This window comes from Pseudomonas sp. SWI36 (genome assembly GCF_002948105.1).
GTDB classification, from domain to species: domain Bacteria; phylum Pseudomonadota; class Gammaproteobacteria; order Pseudomonadales; family Pseudomonadaceae; genus Aquipseudomonas; species Aquipseudomonas alloputida.
Genome location: NZ_CP026675.1, coordinates 1,872,748 through 1,898,689, shown reverse-complemented (window position 1 = coordinate 1,898,689; position 25,942 = coordinate 1,872,748). Strand labels below are relative to the sequence as shown.

Here is a 25,942-nt window from a genome sequence, read left to right as displayed (position 1 = left end):
GCGGCGTTTTGCTTTCTGGCGTAGTGGCTATGCCGGGTAGATTGCGCCCAGTACGCGCAGGCCCTTGGCGGCAGTGACGCTGGGGCGGTTGGCGGCGATACCCTCCAGGCAGCAGTGAGCCAGCCAGGCGAAGGCCATGGCTTCGACCCAGTCCGGGTCTACGCCATAGGCGCCAGTGCTTGCGACACGGGCCGCAGGTAGCAGCTGGCCAAGACGGGCCATCAGCGCGCCGTTGCGGGCGCCTCCACCACAGACCAACAGCGCCTCGGTGCCTTGCTGGGCTTTGCCAAGCGAATCGATGATGCTGCGTGCGGTCAGTTCCAGCAGTGTCGCCTGCACGTCCTGGGCCCGGTATGCCGGCAGGGTGGCCAGGTGGCGATCCAGCCAAGGCAGGTTGAACACCTCGCGGCCGGTACTCTTCGGGCCGCTGCCGGCAAAGAACGGGTCAGCCATCAGTGCGCTGAGCAACCCGGGCTGAACCACACCCGAGGCAGCCCAGGCGCCATCTGCATCATAGGCGTGGCCGTGCTCGCGCTCGATCCAGGCATCCAGCAACACGTTCCCCGGGCCGCAATCGAACCCATGAACCGGCTTGTCCTGCTCGATCAGGCTGAGGTTGCTGAAGCCGCCTACGTTGAGGATTGCCAGGCGTCGGCCAAGCTGGCTGAACAGGGTTTCGTGGAAGGCCGGTACCAGTGGCGCGCCTTGGCCGCCGGCAGCCACATCGCGACGGCGGAAGTCGGCGACCACGCTGATGCCGGTCAGTTCGGCGAGCAGTGCGGGGTTACCGATCTGCACAGTAAAGCCGCGGGCCGGTTCATGGCGAATGGTCTGGCCGTGGCTGCCGATGGCGCGAACGGCTTCGGGCTTCAGTCCCTGGCGAGCCAGCAGTTGGCGGATACCTTCGCCGGCCAGGCTGGCCCAGCGGTTTTCCGCCAGTGCTGCACGGGCAATCTCGTCAGGGCCGCTGCTGCACAGGGCCAGCAGGTCCTGGCGCAGGTCCGGGGGCATGGGCAGGTAGTGGGTGGCGAGCAGTTCAAGCTGCTCGCCTTGTTCGACCAGGGCGATATCCAGGCCATCGAGGCTGGTACCGGACATCACCCCCAGGTAGAGCGCCATGGCTTAGCGCTTGTTCGCTGCGAGCAGGGTGGCCTTTTCCTGATCCATGCGGGCAATCAGCGGCTGGCTCTGCTGCAGGAAGCGCTGACGCTCGTTCTTGGCAATCGGGTCAGCCATTGGCACCTTCTGGCTCAGCGGGTCGACGTGCACGCCGTTGACCTGGAACTCGTAGTGCAGGTGTGGGCCGGTGGACAGGCCGGTAGTGCCGATGTAGCCAATGATCTGGCCCTGTTTGACCGTGCTGCCGGTCTTGATGCCTTTGGCAAAGCCCTGCATGTGGCCATACAGCGTCTTGTAGCGGTTGCCATGCTGAATGATCACGGTATTGCCGTAGCCACCACGGCGCCCGGCCAGTTCGATGCGACCGTCACCGGCTGCCTTGATCGGCGTACCGCGGGGGGCCGCGTAGTCGACGCCTTTGTGGGCGCGGATCTTGTTCAGGATGGGGTGCTTGCGACCGGCGGAAAAGCGCGAGCTGATGCGGGCGAAGTCGACGGGCGTACGGATGAAGGCCTTGCGCAGGCTGTTGCCGTCGGCGGTGTAGTAGGTAGTGTTGCCCTGCTTGTTGGTGTAGCGCACGGCAGTGTAGGTTTTGCCGCGGTTGGTGAAGCGCGCAGAGAGGATGTTACCGGTGCCGACGACCTTGCCGTCCATCACCTTCTGTTCGTAGACCACGTCGAACTCGTCCCCAGGGCGAATATCCTGTGCGAAGTCGATGTCGTAACCCAGCACGCGGGCCATGTCCATGGTCATGCTGTGGGACAGGCCGGCGCGCTGGGCGGAAGCAGACAGCGAGCTCTTGATCACGCCGTGGGCATAGGCAGTGCGTATCACCGGCTTGCTGATTTCACGATTGAAGGTGTAGCCCTTGGCGGTTTTGGTCAGGCGAATGGTTTCGAGGTTGCTGACTTTGCTGTGCAGACTGGCCAGCTGGCCATCCTTGTCGAGCTCAAATTGCAAGACCTGGCCGTGCTTGAGCTGGCTGAACTGCTTGGCCTGCTTGTTGCTGGCCAGCAAATCATGCACAGCATTGGCTGGCAGGCCGACCTTGGCGAACAGGGTGGACAGGGTATCGCCGCGGGCCACGGTGACTTCGCGGTGGCCAGGCTCCTTGGCGGCCTCGGCAACCGGCTCAGCGGCCGGGGCCTGCTGATCGGCCTTCTGGGTTTCGGGGGTAGCCTCTTCGATCTGGGCGAAAGGCGAGCCTTGCTCACCTTCACTTTGCACCAGTGGCGCGGCGCGGGATTCGTCTTTCAACTGCTCGGCAGGGCTTTCGAGCTCGAGGTTGAGGGTGGTTTTCTTGGCTTCCACTTCGCTGGAAGGAAATACCAGCAAAGCCAGGCTGAGCAGGGCGGCGATGCCGCTGGCGGCCAACAGATGGCTCTTCGGATAAAGCGGGGGCGCTTTAGGCGGTTCGTTGGTCATGGGCAAGGTGACTTTGAAAAAAGTGAAATGGAAAAGATGAATGACATGATGAAGATGAAATAACTGTATAAAATATAACCAAATCCATTTTCACGCAAGGGCGCGTAGACGCCGCAAGCCTGTGTTCGGGTCACATTCCTTTGCGAAACTTGTATTTGACGGCCGATCTTGTATGGTTGGCTCCCCCTGAATCTGAGCCTTGCGGGTTTGTCTATGAAGTCGGTTGAAGAGCAGCTGGCGCTTATCAAGCGCGGTGCGGAAGAAGTACTGGTCGAGTCGGAACTGGTGGAGAAGCTCAAGCGCGGCCAACCTCTGCGCATCAAGGCTGGCTTCGACCCGACCGCACCTGACCTGCACCTGGGTCACACGGTGCTGATCAACAAGCTGCGTCAGTTCCAGGAGCTGGGCCACCAGGTCATCTTCCTGATTGGTGACTTCACCGGCATGATTGGCGACCCGAGCGGCAAGAGCGCCACGCGCCCGCCGCTGACCCGCGAGCAGGTGCTGGAGAACGCCGAGACGTACAAGCAGCAGGTTTTCAAGATTCTTGACCCGGCCAAGACTGAGGTCGCGTTCAACTCCACGTGGATGGACAAGCTGACCCCTGCCGACTTCATTCGCCTGGCTTCGCAGTACACCGTCGCGCGCATGCTGGAGCGTGATGACTTCGACAAGCGTTACACCACCAACCAGCCGATTGCCATTCACGAGTTCCTCTATCCGCTGGTGCAGGGGTACGACTCGGTAGCGCTGAAGGCGGACGTAGAGCTGGGCGGTACCGACCAGAAGTTCAACCTGCTGATGGGGCGCGAACTGCAGCGGTCTTATGGCCAGGAAGCGCAGAACATCGTGACCATGCCACTGCTCGAAGGGCTCGACGGCGTGAAGAAGATGTCGAAGTCGCTGGGCAACTATGTCGGCATCCAGGAAGCGCCAGGGGTGATGTACAGCAAGCTTGTGTCTATCCCGGATACCCTGATGTGGCGTTACTTCGAGTTGCTGAGCTTCCGTTCGATGGAAGAAATCGAGCAGTTCCGGGTCGATGTTGCCAATGGCGCCAACCCACGTGACATCAAGATCAAGCTGGCGGAAGAAATTGTGGCGCGCTTCCATGGTGAGGAGGCTGCGGCCAATGCTCACCGTGCTGCCGGTAACCGTATGAAGGAAGGCGAGCTGCCGGAAGACTTGCCGGAGATCGAAGTGGCTGCGGCGGAAGACCTGCCAATTGCTGCGGTGCTGAACCGGGCTGGTCTGGTCAAGAACTCGGCACAGGCGCGAGACTTGCTGAATAGCGGCGCGGTGAAAGTTGATGGTGCAGTGGTCGACAAGGACTTCATGTTTGTCCTTGGTGCTACCCATGTGTGCCAGGCGGGCAAGAAGTCGTTTGGCCGGGTTACCCTCAAGGCTGAGTGATTGCCTGGATGGTGTAGCTATATAGAAGCGGGGAGGCCGGTAGGTCTCCCCGCTTTGTTTTTGGGGTTTGGTGGTTGCTGTTGTAGGGGGAGGGGGCTGTTTTGAGAGGGTGTTGGCGGTGAGATGTGTCCGCCACAACCCTTGCAGTGCCTGTGAGATCGAGCGCCGCGCGGGCGGCGCTCGGTCTCACAGGCGCTGAAACTGTCGTGGCGAACACTTGGCAGCCCCGATACGGTCTTTCCCCCTTATATTTCAATTTCTTGAAATTAAAGGTTGACGCCCTCTCGAATCCCCTTATAATGCGCCCCACTTCCAGCGACATCGGAACGAAAAACTCTTTGAGATTCAATGAGTTAAGTAGTTAAGGCAAAAGCTGAAAGGGCTACGATCGAATGATCGAAAGCGGTTGAGATGATGGTTGACAGCGCTTCTGAGTGCTGTATGATTCGCCTCCCGCTACGAGAGATCGCAGCGAGCCAAGTGTTTGAAGCTAAACGAGTTTCTCGCAAAAAACTTCAAAATAAACGCTTGACAGGCTCTGAGGAAAGCGTAGAATGCGCGCCTCGGTTGAGACGAAAAGCTCTTAACCAAACGCTCTTTAACAAATCGAATCAAGCAATTCGTGTGGGTGCTTGTGAGTACGGACTGATAGTCAAAAAGATTATCAGCATCACAAGTGGCCATGCGAGAAATCACATAGTCATTTGAGATTGCTGAGCCAAGTTTAGGGTTTCTTAAAAACCCAAGCAGTATTGAACTGAAGAGTTTGATCATGGCTCAGATTGAACGCTGGCGGCAGGCCTAACACATGCAAGTCGAGCGGATGACGGGAGCTTGCTCCTTGATTCAGCGGCGGACGGGTGAGTAATGCCTAGGAATCTGCCTGGTAGTGGGGGACAACGTTTCGAAAGGAACGCTAATACCGCATACGTCCTACGGGAGAAAGCAGGGGACCTTCGGGCCTTGCGCTATCAGATGAGCCTAGGTCGGATTAGCTAGTTGGTGGGGTAATGGCTCACCAAGGCGACGATCCGTAACTGGTCTGAGAGGATGATCAGTCACACTGGAACTGAGACACGGTCCAGACTCCTACGGGAGGCAGCAGTGGGGAATATTGGACAATGGGCGAAAGCCTGATCCAGCCATGCCGCGTGTGTGAAGAAGGTCTTCGGATTGTAAAGCACTTTAAGTTGGGAGGAAGGGCAGTAAGCTAATACCTTGCTGTTTTGACGTTACCGACAGAATAAGCACCGGCTAACTCTGTGCCAGCAGCCGCGGTAATACAGAGGGTGCAAGCGTTAATCGGAATTACTGGGCGTAAAGCGCGCGTAGGTGGTTTGTTAAGTTGGATGTGAAAGCCCCGGGCTCAACCTGGGAACTGCATCCAAAACTGGCAAGCTAGAGTACAGTAGAGGGTGGTGGAATTTCCTGTGTAGCGGTGAAATGCGTAGATATAGGAAGGAACACCAGTGGCGAAGGCGACCACCTGGACTGATACTGACACTGAGGTGCGAAAGCGTGGGGAGCAAACAGGATTAGATACCCTGGTAGTCCACGCCGTAAACGATGTCAACTAGCCGTTGGAATCCTTGAGATTTTAGTGGCGCAGCTAACGCATTAAGTTGACCGCCTGGGGAGTACGGCCGCAAGGTTAAAACTCAAATGAATTGACGGGGGCCCGCACAAGCGGTGGAGCATGTGGTTTAATTCGAAGCAACGCGAAGAACCTTACCAGGCCTTGACATGCAGAGAACTTTCCAGAGATGGATTGGTGCCTTCGGGAACTCTGACACAGGTGCTGCATGGCTGTCGTCAGCTCGTGTCGTGAGATGTTGGGTTAAGTCCCGTAACGAGCGCAACCCTTGTCCTTAGTTACCAGCACGTTATGGTGGGCACTCTAAGGAGACTGCCGGTGACAAACCGGAGGAAGGTGGGGATGACGTCAAGTCATCATGGCCCTTACGGCCTGGGCTACACACGTGCTACAATGGTCGGTACAGAGGGTTGCCAAGCCGCGAGGTGGAGCTAATCTCACAAAACCGATCGTAGTCCGGATCGCAGTCTGCAACTCGACTGCGTGAAGTCGGAATCGCTAGTAATCGCGAATCAGAATGTCGCGGTGAATACGTTCCCGGGCCTTGTACACACCGCCCGTCACACCATGGGAGTGGGTTGCACCAGAAGTAGCTAGTCTAACCTTCGGGGGGACGGTTACCACGGTGTGATTCATGACTGGGGTGAAGTCGTAACAAGGTAGCCGTAGGGGAACCTGCGGCTGGATCACCTCCTTAATCGACGACATCAGCCTGCTGATGAGCTCCCACACGAATTGCTTGATTCATTGTCGAAGACGTTTTTCCTGGTCAGAACCTGGAAATGAGCATTCGTATCGAATGTTGATTTCTGGCTTTTGTCAGATCGTTCTTTAAAAATTCGGATATGTGATAGATATAGACTGAACACCAGTTTCACTGCTGGTGGATCAGGCTAAGGTAAAATTTGTGAGTTCTGCTCGAAAGAGCAACGTACGAATTTTCGGCGAATGTCGTCTTCACAGTATAACCAGATTGCTTGGGGTTATATGGTCAAGTGAAGAAGCGCATACGGTGGATGCCTTGGCAGTCAGAGGCGATGAAAGACGTGGTAGCCTGCGATAAGCTTTGGGGAGTCGGCAAACAGACTGTGATCCAGAGATCTCTGAATGGGGGAACCCAGCCAGCATAAGCTGGTTATCTTGTACTGAATACATAGGTGCAAGAGGCGAACCAGGGGAACTGAAACATCTAAGTACCCTGAGGAAAAGAAATCAACCGAGATTCCCTTAGTAGTGGCGAGCGAACGGGGACCAGCCCTTAAGTTGATTTGAGATTAGTGGAACGCTCTGGAAAGTGCGGCCATAGTGGGTGATAGCCCCGTACACGAAAATCTCTTGTCAATGAAATCGAGTAGGACGGAGCACGAGAAACTTTGTCTGAATATGGGGGGACCATCCTCCAAGGCTAAATACTACTGACTGACCGATAGTGAACCAGTACCGTGAGGGAAAGGCGAAAAGAACCCCGGAGAGGGGAGTGAAATAGAACCTGAAACCGTATGCGTACAAGCAGTGGGAGCCTACTTTGTCAGGTGACTGCGTACCTTTTGTATAATGGGTCAGCGACTTATATTCAGTGGCGAGCTTAACCGAATAGGGGAGGCGTAGCGAAAGCGAGTCTTAATAGGGCGTTTAGTCGCTGGGTATAGATCCGAAACCGGGCGATCTATCCATGGGCAGGTTGAAGGTTAGGTAACACTGACTGGAGGACCGAACCGACTACCGTTGAAAAGTTAGCGGATGACCTGTGGATCGGAGTGAAAGGCTAATCAAGCTCGGAGATAGCTGGTTCTCCTCGAAAGCTATTTAGGTAGCGCCTCATGTATCACTGTAGGGGGTAGAGCACTGTTTCGGCTAGGGGGTCATCCCGACTTACCAAACCGATGCAAACTCCGAATACCTACAAGTGCCGAGCATGGGAGACACACGGCGGGTGCTAACGTCCGTCGTGAAAAGGGAAACAACCCAGACCGTCAGCTAAGGTCCCAAAGTCATGGTTAAGTGGGAAACGATGTGGGAAGGCTTAGACAGCTAGGAGGTTGGCTTAGAAGCAGCCACCCTTTAAAGAAAGCGTAATAGCTCACTAGTCGAGTCGGCCTGCGCGGAAGATGTAACGGGGCTCAAACCATGCACCGAAGCTACGGGTATCATCTTATGATGATGCGGTAGAGGAGCGTTCTGTAAGCCTGTGAAGGTGAGTTGAGAAGCTTGCTGGAGGTATCAGAAGTGCGAATGCTGACATGAGTAACGACAATGCGAGTGAAAAACTCGCACGCCGAAAGACCAAGGTTTCCTGCGCAACGTTAATCGACGCAGGGTTAGTCGGTCCCTAAGGCGAGGCTGAAAAGCGTAGTCGATGGAAAACAGGTTAATATTCCTGTACTTCCAGTTATTGCGATGGAGGGACGGAGAAGGTTAGGCCAGCCTGGCGTTGGTTGTCCAGGTTTAAGGTGGTAGGCTGAAATCTTAGGCAAATCCGGGATTTCAAGGCCGAGAGCTGATGACGAGTTGCCTTCAGGCGACGAAGTGGTTGATACCATGCTTCCAAGAAAAGCTCCTAAGCTTCAGATAACTGGGAACCGTACCCCAAACCGACACAGGTGGTTAGGTAGAGAATACCAAGGCGCTTGAGAGAACTCGGGTGAAGGAACTAGGCAAAATGGCACCGTAACTTCGGGAGAAGGTGCGCCGGCGAGGGTGAAGGACTTGCTCCGTAAGCCCATGCCGGTCGAAGATACCAGGCCGCTGCGACTGTTTATTAAAAACACAGCACTCTGCAAACACGAAAGTGGACGTATAGGGTGTGACGCCTGCCCGGTGCCGGAAGGTTAATTGATGGGGTTAGCGCAAGCGAAGCTCTTGATCGAAGCCCCGGTAAACGGCGGCCGTAACTATAACGGTCCTAAGGTAGCGAAATTCCTTGTCGGGTAAGTTCCGACCTGCACGAATGGCGTAACGATGGCGGCGCTGTCTCCACCCGAGACTCAGTGAAATTGAAATCGCTGTGAAGATGCAGTGTATCCGCGGCTAGACGGAAAGACCCCGTGAACCTTTACTATAGCTTTGCACTGGACTTTGAATTTGCTTGTGTAGGATAGGTGGGAGGCTTTGAAGTGGGGACGCCAGTTCTCATGGAGCCATCCTTGAAATACCACCCTGGCAACTTTGAGGTTCTAACTCAGGTCCGTCATCCGGATCGAGGACAGTGTATGGTGGGTAGTTTGACTGGGGCGGTCTCCTCCCAAAGAGTAACGGAGGAGTACGAAGGTGCGCTCAGACCGGTCGGAAATCGGTCGTAGAGTATAAAGGCAAAAGCGCGCTTGACTGCGAGACAAACACGTCGAGCAGGTACGAAAGTAGGTCTTAGTGATCCGGTGGTTCTGTATGGAAGGGCCATCGCTCAACGGATAAAAGGTACTCCGGGGATAACAGGCTGATACCGCCCAAGAGTTCATATCGACGGCGGTGTTTGGCACCTCGATGTCGGCTCATCACATCCTGGGGCTGAAGCCGGTCCCAAGGGTATGGCTGTTCGCCATTTAAAGTGGTACGCGAGCTGGGTTTAGAACGTCGTGAGACAGTTCGGTCCCTATCTGCCGTGGACGTTTGAGATTTGAGAGGGGCTGCTCCTAGTACGAGAGGACCGGAGTGGACGAACCTCTGGTGTTCCGGTTGTCACGCCAGTGGCATTGCCGGGTAGCTATGTTCGGAAGAGATAACCGCTGAAAGCATCTAAGCGGGAAACTTGCCTCAAGATGAGATCTCACTGGGATCTTGAATCCCCTAAAGGGCCGTCGAAGACTACGACGTTGATAGGTTGGGTGTGTAAGCGCTGTGAGGCGTTGAGCTAACCAATACTAATTGCCCGTGAGGCTTGACCATATAACACCCAAGCAATTTGCTGACGCAGATTGCGGTGGTGAAGACGAAAGACCCGAAAATTCGTAAGACCACAAATATCACATATCCGAATTCGCTGGGCTGTCCATCTGGACATTCTGGCAACAGAATTTCTTGACGACCATAGAGCATTGGAACCACCTGATCCCATCCCGAACTCAGTAGTGAAACGATGCATCGCCGATGGTAGTGTGGGGTTTCCCCATGTGAGAGTAGGTCATCGTCAAGATTCATTTCGCAAAACCCCTATCTGCGCATGCAGGTAGGGGTTTTGTCTTTGTGGGCTTAAAAAGCCTGGCCTTGCCAATGCTCCTCCCTGTGATTGCGATACGCGGCCTCTCCTGCAGGCCCTTTTCCTATGCAAGCCAACAGCCCATGGCTATCATGCCTGCCTTATTCCAAGTCGAGACTGGCATGCTGAAGTTGTTGAATCTCCTCAAGGACGGTCGGTTCCATTCCGGAGAAGCTCTGGGGGCAGCCCTAGGGGTGAGTCGCAGCGCAGTTTGGAAACAGCTGCAGCATCTGGAAAGTGAGCTGAACCTCACCATTCACAAAGTTCGTGGGCGCGGTTACCAGCTGGCCGCGCCACTGGCGTTGCTTGAGGCGCAGGCAATCGCCGGATTCGCCGTGGGCGAACAGTGGCCGGTCTTCATCCACGAAACCATCGATTCGACCAATGCCGAAGGCTTGCGCCTTGCCAGTGAAGGGCAGGCGGCTCCATTCCTGGTTCTGGCTGAGCGCCAGAGCGCCGGACGCGGTCGGCGCGGCCGGCAGTGGGTCAGCCCATTTGCTGAAAATCTCTATTACAGCCTGGTGCTGCGCGTTGATGGAGGCATGCGTCAGCTCGAGGGGTTGAGCTTGGTAGTGGGGTTGGCGGTAATGCGCACCTTACAGGCGTTCGGTGTAAAGGATGTCGGGCTCAAATGGCCTAACGATGTGTTGGTACGTGGGCAGAAGATCACCGGGATCCTCCTGGAGTTGGTGGGCGATCCTGCAGATGTCTGTCATGTGGTGCTAGGCATTGGTATCAATGTAAACATGCAGGTAAACGAACAGGTCGATCAGCAGTGGACTTCTATGCGGCGTGAGGTTGGTGCAGCCATAGATCGCAATCACTTGGTCGCGCTGCTCAGTCAGCAGCTACAGCACGAATTGGCGCGCCATCGCCGCTACGGCTTTGCCGCATTCCAGGAGGAGTGGGAGCAGGCGCACTTGTGGCAGGGGCGCAATGTATCGCTGGTTGCTGGTAGTACACGTATTGATGGCGTGGTTCTTGGCGTCGACGGGCAGGGTGGTTTGCGCCTTGAGGTGGACGGGATGGAAAAGAGCTTCAGTGGTGGTGAGCTCAGTTTGAGGTTGCGTGATGATTCTTGAGCTCGATTGCGGTAACAGCTTCATCAAGTGGCGGGTGATCCATGTCGCCGATGCTGTGATTGAAGGTGGTGGGATCGTCGATTCCGATCAGGCGCTGGTGGCGGAAGTGGCTGCGCTCGCTTCAGTGCGTCTCACGGGTTGCCGTATTGTCAGTGTGCGCAGCGAAGAAGAGACCGATGCGCTTTGCGCGTTGATTGCTCAGGCATTTGCCGTGCAGGCGAAGGTTGCCCACCCTGTCCGTGAAATGGCAGGTGTGCGCAATGGCTATGACGACTATCAGCGCCTGGGTATGGATCGTTGGCTGGCGGCGTTGGGGGCATTTCACCTGGCCAAGGGTGCGTGCCTGGTGATTGACCTGGGTACCGCGGCAAAAGCGGACTTCGTTTCTGCAGATGGCGAGCATCTTGGGGGCTACATCTGCCCGGGTATGCCATTGATGCGTAGCCAGCTGCGCACTCACACCCGTCGTATCCGCTATGACGACGCCTCCGCGGAGCGCGCATTGAGCAGCTTGTCACCAGGTCGCTCGACTGTCGAAGCGGTAGAGCGCGGTTGCGTATTGATGCTCCAGGGCTTTGCCTACACCCAGCTTGAGCAGGCTCGTGTGCTATGGGGTGAGGAGTTCACCGTGTTCCTCACTGGCGGTGATGCGCCACTGGTGAGGGCGGCCCTACCACAGGCGCGTGTCGTGCCTGACCTGGTTTTCGTTGGCCTGGCAATGGCCTGCCCATTGGATTGAGGTGCCTATGCGCTGGTTGTTTCTGCTGTTACTGGTGCTCAACGTCTTTTATTACGTATGGCATCAGCAGGAAGCCCCGCTGAAGGTCAAGGAAGTCGCCCCATTGTCACTGTACAAGGGGAATCAGCAAGAAATCCGTCTGTTGCGTGAAACAGGTGTGTCGGCACCGCCCAAGCGTCGTGATGAATGCCTGGTGGTCGGTGGCGTGAAGGGGCAGGAGCAGTTGGATGCGCTGCGTCAACGCCTGCTGAGTCTGGATATTGCCACCTTGCCGGTGTCAGGACAGCTGCCTGGGGCGGATGGTCGCTGGCTCAAGGTTGCCCCCGAAAGCGAGCGTTTGCTGGACCAAACGGTGCTCTTGGCTCTTTCCAATGATTTCAAAGACTTAAAACATAAAATTATTTTCTGCCAGGGTATTGCAACTGACGAATAGCTTGATAGAATGGCGCCCGCTTCACAGGGAACACCACTCAGGTGGTAGAACTGGAAGCGGTGTCAAAGCAGCTAAGTTTCAGATTTGATTGAAAAAATTTGAAAAAACGCTTGACACTAGGACGGCAGACAAATAGAATGCCGGCCACATCTGGAGGGATTCCCGAGCGGTCAAAGGGGACGGACTGTAAATCCGTTGCGAGAGCTTCGAAGGTTCGAATCCTTCTCCCTCCACCAGTTTTAGCGAGAGCCGCAAGCTCCGCGGGTATAGTTTAGTGGTAGAACCTCAGCCTTCCAAGCTGATGATGCGGGTTCGATTCCCGCTACCCGCTCCAAGTTTGCAGGATTTTGCACAAAGTGTTTCGCTCTTGTAGCTCAGTTGGTAGAGCACACCCTTGGTAAGGGTGAGGTCAGCGGTTCAAGTCCGCTCAAGAGCTCCATATAAACAAGGCAGATATGAAAATATCTGCCTTTGTTTTATCAGCGCAAGACTATTTCTTCTGCGGAGGATTGTATCGATGGCTAAGGAAAAGTTTGATCGTTCCCTTCCCCACGTTAACGTCGGCACTATCGGCCACGTTGACCACGGTAAGACCACTCTGACCGCAGCTCTGACTCGCGTTTGCTCCGAAGTTTTCGGTTCGGCAATCGTTGAGTTCGACAAGATCGACTCGGCTCCGGAAGAAAAAGCGCGCGGTATCACCATCAACACCGCTCACGTCGAGTACAACTCGACCATTCGTCACTATGCTCACGTTGACTGCCCAGGTCACGCTGACTACGTGAAGAACATGATCACCGGTGCTGCCCAGATGGACGGCGCGATCCTGGTTTGCTCGGCCGCCGATGGTCCGATGCCGCAAACCCGTGAGCACATCCTGCTGTCCCGTCAGGTAGGCGTTCCGTACATCGTGGTCTTCCTGAACAAGGCTGACCTGGTAGACGACGCTGAGCTGCTGGAGCTGGTCGAGATGGAAGTTCGCGACCTGCTGTCCACCTACGACTTCCCAGGCGACGACACTCCGATCATCATCGGTTCCGCTCGTATGGCCCTGGAAGGCAAAGACGACAACGAGATGGGCACTACCGCTGTCAAGAAGCTGGTAGAGACTCTGGATAGCTACATTCCTGAGCCTGTTCGTGCCATCGACCAGCCGTTCCTGATGCCGATCGAAGACGTATTCTCGATCTCGGGTCGTGGTACCGTTGTTACCGGTCGTATCGAGCGTGGTATCGTCCGCGTTCAGGATCCGCTGGAAATCGTTGGTCTGCGTGACACCACCACCACCACCTGCACCGGTGTTGAGATGTTCCGCAAGCTGCTGGACGAAGGTCGTGCTGGCGAGAACTGCGGCGTTCTGCTGCGTGGTACCAAGCGTGACGACGTTGAGCGTGGTCAGGTTCTGGTCAAGCCAGGTTCGGTCAAGCCGCACACCAAGTTCACCGCAGAAGTCTACGTCCTGTCGAAGGAAGAAGGCGGCCGTCACACTCCGTTCTTCAAAGGCTACCGTCCACAGTTCTACTTCCGTACCACTGACGTGACCGGTAACTGCGAACTGCCGGAAGGCGTTGAAATGGTAATGCCAGGTGACAACATTCAGATGACTGTTACCCTGATCAAGACCATCGCAATGGAAGACGGTCTGCGCTTCGCTATCCGTGAAGGCGGTCGTACCGTCGGCGCCGGCGTCGTAGCAAAAATTATTGAATAAGTAGTTGATTTACTTGATCAGGCCGGTATAATGGCCGACCTGATACAGCGTTACAGGTCAGTAGCTCAATTGGCAGAGCGACGGTCTCCAAAACCGTAGGTTGGGGGTTCGATTCCCTCCTGACCTGCCATTTCACCTCGGTGTGATGGCTTTCTTCTTACAGGATCCTCCTCGATGACCCCCAAAACTGAAGCCCAAGAATCGCGTTTTGATCTGTTCAAGTGGCTGGCTGTAGTGGCTTTGGTGGTTGTTGGTGTTGTGGGTAATCAATATTACTCCGGCTCTCCAATCCTGTATCGCGTTCTTGTTCTTCTCGTCCTTGCTGCTGTCGCGGGCTTTGTAGCTCTGCAGACTGCGAAGGGCAAGTCGTTCTTTGCGTTGGCGAAGGAAGCTCGTACCGAGATTCGTAAAGTCGTGTGGCCGACCCGCCAGGAAACCACCCAGACCACGCTGATTGTCGTGGCTGTCGTGCTGGTTATGGCACTGCTGCTGTGGGGGCTCGACTCCCTGCTCGGCTGGGCGGTCTCCTTGATCGTTGGCTAAAGGTGTCCCGTGGCTAAGCGTTGGTATGTTGTGCATGCTTACTCGGGTTACGAGAAGCATGTAATGCGCTCCCTCATCGAGCGCGTCAAGCTGGCTGGCATGGAAGACGGTTTCGGCGAGATCTTGGTCCCGACCGAAGAAGTTGTCGAAATGCGCAACGGCCAGAAGCGCAAGAGTGAGCGTAAATTCTTCCCTGGCTATGTACTGGTCCAGATGGAGATGAATGAAGGGACTTGGCACTTGGTCAAGGACACCCCTCGCGTGATGGGCTTTATTGGCGGTACTGCTGACAAGCCTGCGCCGATTACCGATAAAGAAGCTGAGGCCATCCTGCGTCGCGTTGCCGACGGTAGCGATAAGCCGAAGCCCAAGACGCTGTTCGAGCCAGGTGAAGTGGTTCGAGTCATTGATGGTCCGTTCGCTGACTTCAATGGTAGTGTCGAAGAAGTTAACTACGAAAAGAGTCGCCTGCAGGTTGCGGTGCTCATTTTCGGTCGCTCTACTCCGGTGGAGCTCGAGTTCAGCCAGGTCGAAAAGGTCTAGGCGGACGAAGCATCCCATACCCCGCAGCCCTGTGTGCTGCGGGGTTTTGTCGTCACTGGGATAAAACGCAAGTCATCCGGGGAGCCATCAGGCGTTCGTACCCGATTTTGGAGTAGCTCATGGCTAAGAAGATTCAGGCTTACATCAAGCTGCAAGTTAAGGCCGGCCAGGCCAACCCAAGCCCGCCCGTTGGTCCAGCTCTGGGTCAACATGGTGTGAACATCATGGAATTCTGCAAGGCCTTCAACGCCCGTACCCAGGGTCAAGAAGCCGGCCTGCCGACTCCAGTGATCATCACTGTCTACAGCGACCGTAGCTTCACCTTCGAGACCAAGAGCACCCCTGCCTCGGTTCTGCTGAAGAAAGCTGCTGGCCTGACCAGTGGTTCGGCTCGCCCGAACACCGTTAAAGTCGGTACCGTTACCCGTGCTCAGCTGGAAGACATCGCGAAAGCCAAACAGGCTGACCTGACTGCCGCTGACCTGGACGCTGCTGTACGCACCATCGCTGGCTCTGCCCGCAGCATGGGCCTGAACGTGGAGGGTGTGTAATGGCTAAGCTGACCAAACGCCAAAAGGCAATCGCCGAGAAAATCGAAGCAGGCAAGGCCTACAACTTCGAAGAAGCGGCAACTCTGCTGGCCTCGCTGCCTGCTGCCAAGTTCGTCGAGTCCTACGACATCGCCGTTAACCTCGGTGTTGACCCGCGTAAATCCGACCAGGTCGTACGTAGCGCTACCGTGCTGCCACACGGCACTGGCAAGACCGTTCGCGTTGCTGTCTTCACCCAGGGTCCAGCTGCTGAAGCTGCTCTGGCTGCCGGCGCTGATCGCGTAGGTATGGACGATCTGGCTGCCGAAATGAAAGGCGGCGACCTGAACTATGACGTCGTTATCGCATCGCCTGATGCCATGCGCGTTGTAGGTCAGCTGGGTCAGGTTCTGGGTCCTCGCGGCCTGATGCCTAACCCGAAAGTTGGTACCGTGACCCCAGACGTAGCCACTGCCGTGAAAAACGCCAAGGCTGGTCAGGTTCGCTACCGTACCGACAAAAACGGTATCATCCACACCTCCGTTGGCAAGATCGGCTTTGAAGCTGACAAGCTGAAGGAAAACGTTGAAGCCCTGATCGCTGACCTGAAGCGTATCAAGCCAGCTTCCTCGAAAGGTATCTACGTTAAGCGCGTTACCCTGAGCACCACCATGGGCCCAGGTCTGGTCATCGATCAGAGCTCGCTGAACGTGTAAGAACATGGCGGCGCGACCAGTCGCGCCGCCAGCAAAAATTGGGGTCCCTGCCTGGCGGGGGCTATCCAAGACCGTAGGCGGCGCAAGCCTTAAAACATCAGCCCACGCAGATGGTGCTCCCGATTCGTTACCGAATCAGACACCAAAACGACATCCGGCCTCGGCCAGATGAAACGGTAAAAACCAGGAGTAAACCCGTGGCAATTAAACTCGAAGACAAGAAGGCCATCGTCGCTGAAGTCAACGAGGCTGCCAAAGTCGCTCTGTCCGCTGTCGTGGCTGATGCCCGTGGTGTGACTGTAAGCGCAATGACCGGACTCCGTAAAGAGGCCCGCGAAGCTGGCGTATACGTACGTGTAGTGCGTAATACCCTGCTCAAGCGCGCTGTTGAAGGCACCGAATTCTCGATCCTCAACGACGCGTTCAAAGGCCCGACCCTGATTGCTTTCTCCAACGAACACCCGGGCGCTGCTGCTCGTCTGTTCAAAGAGTTCGCCAAGGGTCAGGACAAGTTCGAGATCAAGGCAGCTGCGTTTGACGGCAATTTCATTGCAGCGAACCAGATCGACGTGTTGGCTACCCTGCCGACCCGCGACGAAGCTATTGCACGACTGATGAGCGTTATTCAAGGCGCCACCAGCAAGCTGGCTCGTACTCTGGCAGCCATTCGCGACCAGAAAGAAGCTACCGCCGCCTAAGGCGCGCGAATTCTTTCAAAATCATACGTTTAATTTGATGGCTGCGTAGGCTGTCACCCCAATACAGGATTTAAGTCATGTCTCTGACTAACGAACAAATCATCGAAGCAATCGGCCAGAAAACCGTTCTGGAAGTTGTTGAGCTGATCAAAGCAATGGAAGAAACCTTCGGCGTTACCGCTGCTGTTGCCGCTGCTGGCCCAGCTGCTGCTGCTGCCGTTGTTGAAGAGCAGACCGAGTTCAACGTTGTTCTGGTTGAAGCCGGCGACAAGAAAGTGAACGTGATCAAGGCCGTTCGCGAACTGACCGGTCTGGGCCTGAAAGAAGCCAAAGAGAAAGTCGATGGCGCTCCTCAGGTTGTAGCTGAAGGCGTTTCGAAAGAAGCTGCTGAAGACGCTAAGAAGAAGCTGGAAGAAGCAGGCGCTAAAGTCGAGCTGAAGTAATCTCGACCTTGCGATGCCAGCCTGAGCGTTGAGCGAAAGGCTGATGGCTGGTGGCTTATGCCACCGGCCTTTTTCCGTTATTGGTGGCCGGTCAGGCCGGTCCCGATAACGAGCTGCAAGACACCCATGTGGGTGGCGCAAACCAAGGGGTTTGCACGATTTTCTGGCTGCTCCCGCCGGGAGAAGCCAAACAAGCAGGTGACCAAGCTGGGGAACGCTGATGGCTTACTCATACACTGAGAAAAAACGTATCCGCAAGGACTTTAGCAAGTTGCCGGACGTCATGGATGTGCCTTACCTCCTGGCCATCCAGCTGGATTCGTATCGCGAATTCCTGCAAGCGGGAGCATCCAAGGATCACTTCCGCGACGTCGGCCTGCACGCGGCCTTCAAATCGGTATTCCCGATCATCAGCTACTCCGGCAATGCTGCCCTGGAGTACGTAGGCTATCGCCTGGGCGAACCCGCCTTCGATGTGAAGGAATGTGTCCTGCGTGGCGTGACCTTCGCGGTCCCACTGCGGGTCAAGGTGCGCCTGATCATCTTCGACAAGGAATCGTCGAACAAAGCGATCAAGGACATCAAAGAGCAAGAAGTCTACATGGGTGAAATCCCCCTGATGACTGAGAACGGTACCTTCGTTATCAACGGTACCGAGCGTGTGATCGTTTCCCAGCTGCACCGTTCGCCTGGTGTGTTCTTCGACCACGACCGTGGCAAGACCCACAGCTCGGGCAAGCTGCTGTACTCCGCTCGCATCATCCCTTACCGCGGTTCCTGGCTGGACTTCGAGTTCGACCCGAAGGACTGCGTGTTCGTGCGTATCGACCGTCGCCGCAAACTGCCGGCCTCGGTGCTGCTACGCGCCCTGGGTTACAGCACTGAAGAAGTGCTGAACACCTTCTACACCACCAACGTGTTCCACATTTCCGGCGAAAAACTCAGCCTGGAACTGGTACCGCAGCGTCTGCGTGGTGAAGTTGCAGTCATGGACATCCATGACGAAACCGGCAAAGTCATCGTCGAGCAAGGCCGCCGTATTACCGCGCGCCACATCAACCAGCTCGAGAAGGCCGGCGTCAAGCAACTGGACGTTCCAATGGAATACGTCCTGGGCCGCACTACCGCCAAGGCTATCGTGCATCCGGCTACCGGCGAAATTCTCGCCGAATGCAACACCGAGATGACTACCGAGCTGCTGATCAAGGTCGCCAAGGCGCAGGTTGTTCGTATCGAGACCCTGTACACCAACGACATCGATTGCGGTCCGTTCATCTCTGACACTCTGAAGATCGATACCACCAGCAACCAACTGGAAGCGCTGGTCGAGATCTACCGCATGATGCGTCCAGGCGAGCCGCCAACCAAGGACGCAGCCGAGACCCTGTTCAACAACCTGTTCTTCAGTGCCGAGCGTTACGATCTGTCCGCCGTAGGCCGCATGAAGTTCAACCGTCGTATCGGTCGTACCGAGATCGAGGGTTCGGGCGTGCTGAGCAAGGAAGACATCGTCGAGGTTCTGAAGACCCTGGTCGATATCCGTAACGGCAAAGGCATCGTCGACGACATCGACCACCTGGGTAACCGTCGCGTACGTTGCGTCGGCGAGATGGCCGAGAACCAGTTCCGCGTTGGCCTGGTGCGTGTCGAGCGCGCGGTCAAGGAACGCCTGTCGATGGCGGAAAGCGAAGGCCTGATGCCGCAAGACCTGATCAACGCCAAGCCGGTAGCGGCAGCGGTGAAAGAGTTCTTCGGTTCCAGCCAGCTGTCCCAGTTCATGGACCAGAACAACCCTCTCTCGGAGATTACCCACAAGCGCCGCGTCTCCGCACTCGGCCCTGGCGGTCTGACCCGTGAGCGTGCCGGCTTCGAAGTCCGTGACGTACACCCGACCCACTATGGCCGTGTGTGCCCGATCGAGACCCCTGAAGGTCCGAACATCGGTCTGATCAACTCCCTGGCGGCCTACGCCCGCACCAACCAGTACGGCTTCCTGGAAAGCCCGTACCGCGTGGTGAAGGAAGGCGTTGTCAGCGACGACATCGTGTTCCTGTCGGCAATCGAAGAGGCAGATCACGTTATCGCACAGGCTTCGGCCGCGATGAACGACAAGAAGCAACTGATCGATGAGCTGGTAGCAGTTCGTCACCTGAACGAATTCACCGTCAAGGCGCCGGAAGACGTCACCCTGATGGATGTTTCGCCGAAGCAGGTTGTTTCCGTTGCAGCGTCGCTGATTCCGTTCCTCGAGCACGACGACGCCAACCGTGCGTTGATGGGTTCGAACATGCAGCGTCAGGCTGTACCGACCCTGCGTGCCGACAAGCCGCTGGTAGGTACCGGCATGGAGCGCAACGTTGCCCGTGACTCCGGTGTCTGCGTGGTTGCTCGCCGCGGTGGTGTGATCGACTCGGTCGACGCCAGCCGTATCGTTGTTCGCGTTGCCGACGACGAAGTGGAAACCGGCGAAGCGGGTGTGGATATCTACAACCTGACCAAGTACACCCGTTCGAACCAGAACACCTGCATCAACCAGCGTCCGCTGGTGAGCAAGGGTGACAAGGTTCAGCGTGGTGACATCATGGCCGACGGCCCGTCCACCGACATGGGTGAGCTGGCTCTGGGTCAGAACATGCGCATCGCGTTCATGGCGTGGAACGGCTTCAACTTCGAAGACTCCATCTGCCTGTCCGAGCGTGTTGTTCAGGAAGATCGCTTCACCACCATCCACATTCAGGAACTGACCTGTGTGGCGCGTGACACCAAGCTCGGCCCAGAGGAAATCACTGCGGACATCCCGAACGTGGGTGAAGCCGCACTGAACAAGCTGGACGAAGCCGGTATCGTTTACGTAGGTGCTGAAGTTGGCGCTGGCGACATCCTGGTTGGCAAGGTCACGCCAAAAGGCGAAACCCAGCTGACTCCGGAAGAAAAACTGCTGCGCGCAATCTTCGGTGAGAAGGCCAGCGACGTTAAGGACACCTCCCTGCGTGTGCCAACCGGCACCAAGGGTACTGTCATCGACGTACAGGTCTTCACCCGTGATGGCGTGGAGCGCGATAGCCGCGCGCTGGCCATCGAGAAGATGCAGCTCGACGAGATCCGCAAAGACCTCAACGAAGAGTTCCGCATTGTTGAAGGTGCAACCTTCGAGCGTCTGCGTTCTGCTCTGAACGGCCAGGTGGTTGATGGTGGTGCAGGCCTGAAGAAAGGCACCGTGATCACTGACGAGGTGCTGGACGGTCTGGAGCATGGCCAGTGGTTCAAACTGCGCATGGCTGAAGATGCACTGAACGAGCAGCTGGAAAAGGCTCAGCAGTACATCGTCGACCGTCGCCGTCTGCTGGACGACAAGTTCGAAGACAAGAAGCGCAAGCTGCAGCAGGGCGATGACCTGGCACCGGGCGTACTGAAGATCGTCAAGGTTTACCTGGCAATCCGCCGCCGCATCCAGCCGGGTGACAAGATGGCCGGTCGTCACGGTAACAAGGGTGTCGTCTCGGTCATCATGCCGGTTGAAGACATGCCGCACGATGCCAACGGTACTCCGGTTGACGTCGTACTGAACCCGCTGGGTGTACCTTCGCGTATGAACGTTGGTCAGATCCTTGAAACCCACCTGGGCCTCGCGGCCAAGGGTCTGGGCGAGAAGATCGACCGCATGCTCGAAGAGCAGCGTAAAGCCGCTGAGCTGCGCGTGTTCCTGACCGAGGTCTACAACGAGATCGGCGGTCGTCAGGAAAATCTCGACGAATTCACCGACGAAGAGATCCTGGCCCTGGCTAACAACCTGAAGAAAGGCGTGCCGATGGCTACCCCGGTCTTCGATGGTGCCAAGGAGCGCGAGATCAAGGCCATGCTGAAACTGGCCGACCTGCCAGAGAGCGGCCAGATGGTGCTGTTCGACGGCCGTACCGGCAACAAGTTCGAGCGTCCTGTGACCGTTGGTTACATGTACATGCTCAAGCTGAACCACTTGGTGGACGACAAGATGCACGCGCGTTCCACTGGTTCCTACAGCCTGGTTACCCAGCAGCCGCTGGGTGGTAAGGCGCAGTTCGGTGGTCAGCGTTTCGGGGAGATGGAAGTGTGGGCGCTGGAAGCATACGGCGCGGCATACACCCTGCAAGAAATGCTCACAGTGAAGTCGGACGACGTGAACGGCCGTACCAAGATGTACAAGAACATCGTGGATGGCGATCACCGTATGGAGCCGGGCATGCCCGAGTCCTTCAACGTGTTGATCAAAGAGATCCGTTCGCTCGGTATCGATATCGATCTGGAAACCGAATAACACGTGACGCGAAGGGGAGTGGGGCAGGTAATGCCCGCTCCCTGCTCCGCCAGGAGGAAAGGCCTTGAAAGACCTACTGAATTTGCTGAAAAACCAGGGTCAAGTCGAAGAGTTCGACGCCATCCGCATCGGTCTGGCGTCGCCTGAAATGATCCGTTCGTGGTCGTTCGGTGAAGTTAAGAAGCCGGAAACCATCAACTACCGTACGTTCAAGCCTGAGCGTGACGGCCTGTTCTGCGCCAAGATCTTTGGCCCAGTCAAGGACTACGAGTGCCTGTGCGGCAAGTACAAGCGCCTCAAGCACCGCGGCGTAATCTGCGAGAAGTGCGGCGTTGAAGTTGCCCTGGCGAAGGTTCGTCGTGAGCGCATGGCGCACATCGAACTGGCCTCGCCGGTTGCCCACATCTGGTTCCTGAAGTCGCTGCCGTCCCGTATCGGCCTGCTGATGGACATGACCCTGCGTGATATCGAGCGCGTGCTCTACTTCGAGAGCTATGTCGTTATCGACCCGGGCATGACTACCCTGGAAAAGGGCCAGCTGCTGAACGACGAGCAGTACTTCGAAGCGCTGGAAGAGTTCGGTGACGACTTCGATGCCCGTATGGGTGCCGAGGCTGTCCGCGAGCTGCTGCACGCTATCGACCTGGAGCACGAGATCGGCCGCCTGCGCGAAGAAATTCCGCAGACCAACTCGGAAACCAAGATCAAGAAGCTTTCCAAGCGTCTGAAGCTGATGGAAGCTTTCCAGGGCTCGGGCAACCTGCCTGAGTGGATGGTCCTGACCGTCCTGCCAGTGCTGCCGCCGGACCTGCGTCCGCTGGTTCCGCTGGATGGTGGCCGTTTCGCGACTTCCGACCTGAACGACCTGTATCGTCGGGTGATCAACCGTAACAACCGTCTGAAGCGCCTGCTGGATCTGTCGGCGCCGGACATCATCGTGCGCAACGAAAAGCGCATGCTGCAGGAAGCGGTTGACGCTCTGCTGGACAACGGCCGTCGTGGTCGCGCCATCACTGGCTCGAACAAGCGTCCGCTGAAGTCCCTGGCCGACATGATCAAAGGTAAGCAAGGTCGCTTCCGTCAGAACTTGCTCGGTAAGCGTGTTGACTACTCCGGCCGTTCGGTAATTACCGTAGGTCCGACCCTGCGTCTGCACCAGTGCGGTCTGCCGAAGAAGATGGCCCTCGAGCTGTTCAAGCCGTTCATTTTCGGCAAGCTGGAAATGCGTGGTCTGGCGACCACCATCAAGGCTGCCAAGAAGATGGTCGAGCGCGAGCTGCCAGAGGTTTGGGACGTTCTCGCTGAAGTGATTCGCGAACACCCCGTACTGCTCAACCGTGCACCGACCCTTCACCGTCTGGGTATCCAGGCGTTTGAACCCGTACTGATCGAAGGTAAGGCTATTCAGCTGCACCCGCTGGTCTGTGCTGCGTACAACGCCGACTTCGACGGTGACCAGATGGCCGTTCACGTGCCGCTGACCCTGGAAGCCCAGCTCGAAGCGCGTGCGCTGATGATGTCGACCAACAACATCCTGTCGCCAGCCAACGGTGAGCCAATCATCGTTCCGTCGCAGGACGTTGTACTGGGTCTGTACTACATGACCCGGGAAGCCATCAATGCCAAGGGCGAAGGTCGCGTGTTCGCCGACCTGCAGGAAGTCGACCGCGTATTCCGCGCCGGCGAAGCCGCCCTGCACGCGAAAATCAAGGTTCGTATCAACGAAACCGTGAAAGAGCGTGATGGCTCGGTGGTCAAGAACACCCGCATCGTCGACACCACCGTCGGCCGTGCGCTGCTGTTCCAGGTTGTGCCGGCAGGTCTGCCGTATGACGTGGTCAACCAGCCGATGAAGAAAAAGGCGATCTCCAAGCTGATCAACCAGTGCTACCGCGTGGTTGGTCTGAAAGAGACCGTTATCTTCGCCGACCAACTGATGTACACCGGTTTCGCATACTCGACCATTTCCGGCGTTTCCATCGGTGTTAACGACTTCGTTATCCCGGACGAGAAAGCCCGCATCATCGGTAACGCTACCGACGAAGTGAAGGAAATCGAGAGCCAGTACGCCTCCGGCCTGGTAACCCAGGGCGAGAAGTACAACAAGGTCATCGACTTGTGGTCGAAGGCGAACGACGAAGTGTCCAAGGCGATGATGGCCAACCTCTCGAAAGAGAAGGTCATCGACCGCGAAGGCAAGGAAGTCGAGCAAGAGTCCTTCAACTCGATGTACATGATGGCTGACTCGGGTGCGCGGGGTTCCGCAGCCCAGATCCGTCAGCTGGCCGGTATGCGTGGTCTGATGGCCAAGCCGGACGGCTCCATCATCGAGACGCCGATCACCGCGAACTTCCGTGAAGGTCTGAGCGTACTTCAGTACTTCATCTCGACTCACGGTGCTCGTAAGGGTCTGGCGGATACCGCACTGAAAACCGCTAACTCCGGTTACCTGACTCGTCGTCTGGTGGACGTTGCCCAGGATCTGGTAGTGACCGAGATCGACTGCGGCACCGATCAGGGCCTGGTGATGACGCCACACATCGAAGGCGGCGACGTTGTAGAGCCACTGGGTGAGCGTGTATTGGGTCGTGTCATCGCCCGTGACGTGTTCAAGCCAGGCACCGAGGACGTTATCGTTCCGGCCGGTACCTTGGTCGACGAGCAGTGGGTCGAGTTCATCGAGCTGAACAGCATCGACGAAGTGATCGTGCGTTCGCCGATCAACTGCGAAACCCGCTACGGCATTTGCGCCAAGTGCTACGGTCGTGATCTGGCTCGTGGTCACCAGGTGAACATCGGTGAGGCTGTCGGCGTTATCGCTGCCCAGTCGATCGGTGAGCCGGGTACCCAGCTGACCATGCGTACGTTCCACATCGGTGGTGCTGCAAGCCGTACCTCGGCTGCCGACAGCGTCCAGGTTAAGAATGGCGGTATGGTGCGTCTGCACAACCTGAAGCAGGTTGAGCGTGCCGACGGTAACCTGGTTGCCGTATCGCGTTCGGGTGAGTTGGCGATTGCTGACGAGTTCGGTCGTGAGCGTGAGCGCTACAAGCTGCCTTACGGTGCGGTGATTTCGGTCAAGGAAGGTGAAAAGGTCGAAGCTGGCGCCATCGTCGCCAAGTGGGACCCGCACACCCACCCGATCGTTACCGAGCTGAAAGGTACCGTGACCTTCGTGGGCATGGAAGAAAACATCACCATCAAGCGTCAGACCGACGAACTGACCGGCTTGACCAACATTGAAGTACTGGACGTCAAGGATCGCCCTGCCGCAGGCAAGGAAATCCGTCCAGCAATCAAGATGGTCGATGCTGCAGGCAAGGACCTGTACCTGCCAGGTACTGATGTACCTGCCCAGTACTTCCTGCCGGCCAACGCCCTTGTCGGTGTGGCTGACGGTGCTCAGATCGGTGTTGGTGACGTTATCGCGCGTATCCCGCAAGAGACGTCGAAGACCCGTGACATTACCGGTGGTCTGCCACGCGTTGCCGACCTGTTCGAAGCGCGTCGTCCGAAAGAAGCCTCGATTCTGGCTGAAGTCAGCGGCACCATCGCATTCGGTAAAGAGACCAAGGGCAAGCGTCGCCTGGTGATCACTCCGACCGACGGTAGCGAACCTTACGAAGAGCTGATTCCGAAGTGGCGCCACCTGAACGTCTTCGAAGGTGAACAGGTAAACCGCGGCGAAGTTATCTCCGACGGCCCGAGCGATCCGCATGACATCCTGCGTCTGCTGGGTGTGAGTGCGCTGGCGAAGTACATCGTCAACGAGATCCAGGACGTTTACCGTCTGCAAGGCGTGAAGATCAACGACAAGCACATCGAGACCATTCTGCGTCAGATGCTGCGCAAGGTTGAGATCTCCGAGTCGGGCGATTCCAGCTTCATCAAGGGCGACCAGATGGAACTGACCCAGGTGCTGGTAGAGAACGAGCGTCTCGCTAGCGAGGACAAGTTCATCTCCAAGTTCACCCGAGTGCTGCTGGGTATCACCAAGGCCTCGCTGTCCACCGAGTCGTTCATCTCCGCGGCTTCCTTCCAGGAAACAACCCGCGTACTGACCGAAGCGGCGGTAACCGGCAAGCGCGACTACCTGCGCGGTCTGAAAGAGAACGTGGTCGTGGGTCGTCTGATCCCGGCCGGTACTGGTCTGGCCTACCACAGCGAGCGCAAGCGTCGCCGTGATGCCGACAAACCGCTGCGTGTAAGCGCCAGTGAAGTGGAAGCTGCACTGACCGAAGCGCTGAATTCCAGCGGTAATTAAGTACAGGGCAAGGCCCCGGCAAGCCTCGGGCGATCATCGGCGACATGAAATGTTGCCGATGATCGGGCGGGGAGGGCCGGGGCCTCGTCTTGACTGGGTGCAAGATCCTCTTTAGACTTTTGTACCCTTAAATTTGGTGAGGCTCCGTCTCGCCAATTTTTGGCTTTCTTGCAAGACAATAGAGTCGCAAGACAATCAGTGGA

15 protein-coding genes, 4 tRNA genes and 3 rRNA genes are annotated in these 25,942 nt (G+C 56.8%); 20 read left to right on the top strand and 2 right to left on the bottom strand.

What is annotated here, in order from left to right; translation table 11 throughout:
• Nucleotides 1-27 precede the first annotated feature (27 nt).
• Nucleotides 28-1,119 carry an anhydro-N-acetylmuramic acid kinase gene (locus tag C4Q27_RS09325; protein ID WP_064491032.1) on the bottom strand — a complete coding sequence of 364 codons (1,092 nt, stop codon included), beginning with the start codon at nt 1,117-1,119 and terminating at the stop codon, nt 28-30.
• A 3-nt stretch (nt 1,120-1,122) separates the two neighbouring features.
• Nucleotides 1,123-2,544, bottom strand: a complete 1,422-nt coding sequence (locus C4Q27_RS09320) for a peptidoglycan DD-metalloendopeptidase family protein (RefSeq protein ID WP_003255509.1) — start codon at nt 2,542-2,544, stop codon at nt 1,123-1,125.
• Nucleotides 2,545-2,757: 213 nt separating this feature from the next.
• Here C4Q27_RS09320 and tyrS point away from each other — a divergent pair, with 213 nt between their 5' ends.
• From tyrS to rpoC, 20 genes are all read left to right on the top strand, one after another.
• Nucleotides 2,758-3,957, top strand: coding sequence for a tyrosine--tRNA ligase (gene tyrS / locus C4Q27_RS09310; protein ID WP_064491031.1), 1,200 nt, complete (start codon nt 2,758-2,760; stop codon nt 3,955-3,957).
• A 754-nt stretch (nt 3,958-4,711) separates the two neighbouring features.
• Nucleotides 4,712-6,248, top strand: a 16S ribosomal RNA gene (locus tag C4Q27_RS09305).
• Between the two features lie 292 nt (nt 6,249-6,540).
• Nucleotides 6,541-9,433: ribosomal RNA gene (locus C4Q27_RS09300) — 23S ribosomal RNA — on the top strand.
• 131 nt (nt 9,434-9,564) lie between these two features.
• A 5S ribosomal RNA gene (gene rrf / locus C4Q27_RS09295) occupies nt 9,565-9,680 on the top strand.
• Together the 16S, 23S and 5S rRNA genes form the textbook arrangement of a ribosomal RNA operon.
• A gap of 185 nt (nt 9,681-9,865) precedes the next feature.
• Nucleotides 9,866-10,825, top strand: a complete 960-nt coding sequence (birA, locus tag C4Q27_RS09290; protein WP_010951770.1) for a bifunctional biotin--[acetyl-CoA-carboxylase] ligase/biotin operon repressor BirA — start codon at nt 9,866-9,868, stop codon at nt 10,823-10,825.
• On the top strand, nt 10,815-11,564 hold the full coding sequence (locus C4Q27_RS09285; protein WP_010951771.1) for a pantothenate kinase: 750 nt from the start codon (nt 10,815-10,817) through the stop codon (nt 11,562-11,564). Before birA ends, C4Q27_RS09285 begins: the two co-directional genes overlap by 11 nt.
• A gap of 7 nt (nt 11,565-11,571) precedes the next feature.
• A complete protein-coding gene (locus C4Q27_RS09280; RefSeq protein ID WP_014589472.1) occupies nt 11,572-11,997 on the top strand; it encodes a hypothetical protein in 426 nt (141 codons plus the stop codon).
• Nucleotides 11,998-12,149: 152 nt separating this feature from the next.
• Nucleotides 12,150-12,233 (top strand) — tRNA-Tyr (locus C4Q27_RS09275).
• Between the two features lie 24 nt (nt 12,234-12,257).
• Nucleotides 12,258-12,331: transfer RNA gene (locus C4Q27_RS09270), tRNA-Gly, on the top strand.
• Nucleotides 12,332-12,360: 29 nt separating this feature from the next.
• A tRNA-Thr gene (locus C4Q27_RS09265) sits at nt 12,361-12,436 on the top strand.
• 78 nt (nt 12,437-12,514) lie between these two features.
• Nucleotides 12,515-13,708 carry an elongation factor Tu gene (gene tuf, locus C4Q27_RS09260; RefSeq protein WP_003255489.1) on the top strand — a complete coding sequence of 398 codons (1,194 nt, stop codon included), beginning with the start codon at nt 12,515-12,517 and terminating at the stop codon, nt 13,706-13,708.
• A 54-nt stretch (nt 13,709-13,762) separates the two neighbouring features.
• Nucleotides 13,763-13,838: transfer RNA gene (locus tag C4Q27_RS09255), tRNA-Trp, on the top strand.
• 44 nt (nt 13,839-13,882) lie between these two features.
• Entirely contained in the window at nt 13,883-14,251 is a 369-nt protein-coding gene (secE, locus tag C4Q27_RS09250) for a preprotein translocase subunit SecE (protein ID WP_010951773.1), read from the top strand.
• A 9-nt stretch (nt 14,252-14,260) separates the two neighbouring features.
• Nucleotides 14,261-14,794 carry a transcription termination/antitermination protein NusG gene (gene nusG, locus C4Q27_RS09245; protein ID WP_003255501.1) on the top strand — a complete coding sequence of 178 codons (534 nt, stop codon included), beginning with the start codon at nt 14,261-14,263 and terminating at the stop codon, nt 14,792-14,794.
• A 119-nt stretch (nt 14,795-14,913) separates the two neighbouring features.
• Nucleotides 14,914-15,345 carry a 50S ribosomal protein L11 gene (rplK, locus tag C4Q27_RS09240; RefSeq protein WP_003255500.1) on the top strand — a complete coding sequence of 144 codons (432 nt, stop codon included), beginning with the start codon at nt 14,914-14,916 and terminating at the stop codon, nt 15,343-15,345.
• The gene (gene rplA / locus C4Q27_RS09235; RefSeq protein ID WP_003255499.1) at nt 15,345-16,040 is read left to right on the top strand and encodes a 50S ribosomal protein L1; all 696 of its coding nucleotides are present in this window, start codon (nt 15,345-15,347) and stop codon (nt 16,038-16,040) included. Before rplK ends, rplA begins: the two co-directional genes overlap by 1 nt.
• 197 nt (nt 16,041-16,237) lie before the next feature.
• Nucleotides 16,238-16,738, top strand: coding sequence for a 50S ribosomal protein L10 (gene rplJ, locus C4Q27_RS09230; protein ID WP_003255497.1), 501 nt, complete (start codon nt 16,238-16,240; stop codon nt 16,736-16,738).
• A gap of 77 nt (nt 16,739-16,815) precedes the next feature.
• Nucleotides 16,816-17,181 carry a 50S ribosomal protein L7/L12 gene (gene rplL / locus C4Q27_RS09225; protein WP_003255496.1) on the top strand — a complete coding sequence of 122 codons (366 nt, stop codon included), beginning with the start codon at nt 16,816-16,818 and terminating at the stop codon, nt 17,179-17,181.
• Between the two features lie 220 nt (nt 17,182-17,401).
• On the top strand, nt 17,402-21,475 hold the full coding sequence (gene rpoB, locus C4Q27_RS09220; protein ID WP_003255495.1) for a DNA-directed RNA polymerase subunit beta: 4,074 nt from the start codon (nt 17,402-17,404) through the stop codon (nt 21,473-21,475).
• 64 nt (nt 21,476-21,539) lie between these two features.
• The gene (gene rpoC, locus C4Q27_RS09215; protein WP_010951774.1) at nt 21,540-25,739 is read left to right on the top strand and encodes a DNA-directed RNA polymerase subunit beta'; all 4,200 of its coding nucleotides are present in this window, start codon (nt 21,540-21,542) and stop codon (nt 25,737-25,739) included.
• Nucleotides 25,740-25,942 lie beyond the last annotated feature (203 nt).

Coding starts and splice junctions, on each gene's coding strand:
- C4Q27_RS09325 (WP_064491032.1), bottom strand. CDS start 1,119: ATGGCGCTCTACCTGGGGGTGATGTCCGGTACCAGCCTCGATGGCCTG.
- C4Q27_RS09320 (WP_003255509.1), bottom strand. CDS start 2,544: ATGACCAACGAACCGCCTAAAGCGCCCCCGCTTTATCCGAAGAGCCAT.
- tyrS (WP_064491031.1), top strand. CDS start 2,758: ATGAAGTCGGTTGAAGAGCAGCTGGCGCTTATCAAGCGCGGTGCGGAA.
- birA (WP_010951770.1), top strand. CDS start 9,866: ATGCTGAAGTTGTTGAATCTCCTCAAGGACGGTCGGTTCCATTCCGGA.
- C4Q27_RS09285 (WP_010951771.1), top strand. CDS start 10,815: ATGATTCTTGAGCTCGATTGCGGTAACAGCTTCATCAAGTGGCGGGTG.
- C4Q27_RS09280 (WP_014589472.1), top strand. CDS start 11,572: ATGCGCTGGTTGTTTCTGCTGTTACTGGTGCTCAACGTCTTTTATTAC.
- tuf (WP_003255489.1), top strand. CDS start 12,515: ATGGCTAAGGAAAAGTTTGATCGTTCCCTTCCCCACGTTAACGTCGGC.
- secE (WP_010951773.1), top strand. CDS start 13,883: ATGACCCCCAAAACTGAAGCCCAAGAATCGCGTTTTGATCTGTTCAAG.
- rplK (WP_003255500.1), top strand. CDS start 14,914: ATGGCTAAGAAGATTCAGGCTTACATCAAGCTGCAAGTTAAGGCCGGC.
- rplA (WP_003255499.1), top strand. CDS start 15,345: ATGGCTAAGCTGACCAAACGCCAAAAGGCAATCGCCGAGAAAATCGAA.
- rplL (WP_003255496.1), top strand. CDS start 16,816: ATGTCTCTGACTAACGAACAAATCATCGAAGCAATCGGCCAGAAAACC.
- rpoB (WP_003255495.1), top strand. CDS start 17,402: ATGGCTTACTCATACACTGAGAAAAAACGTATCCGCAAGGACTTTAGC.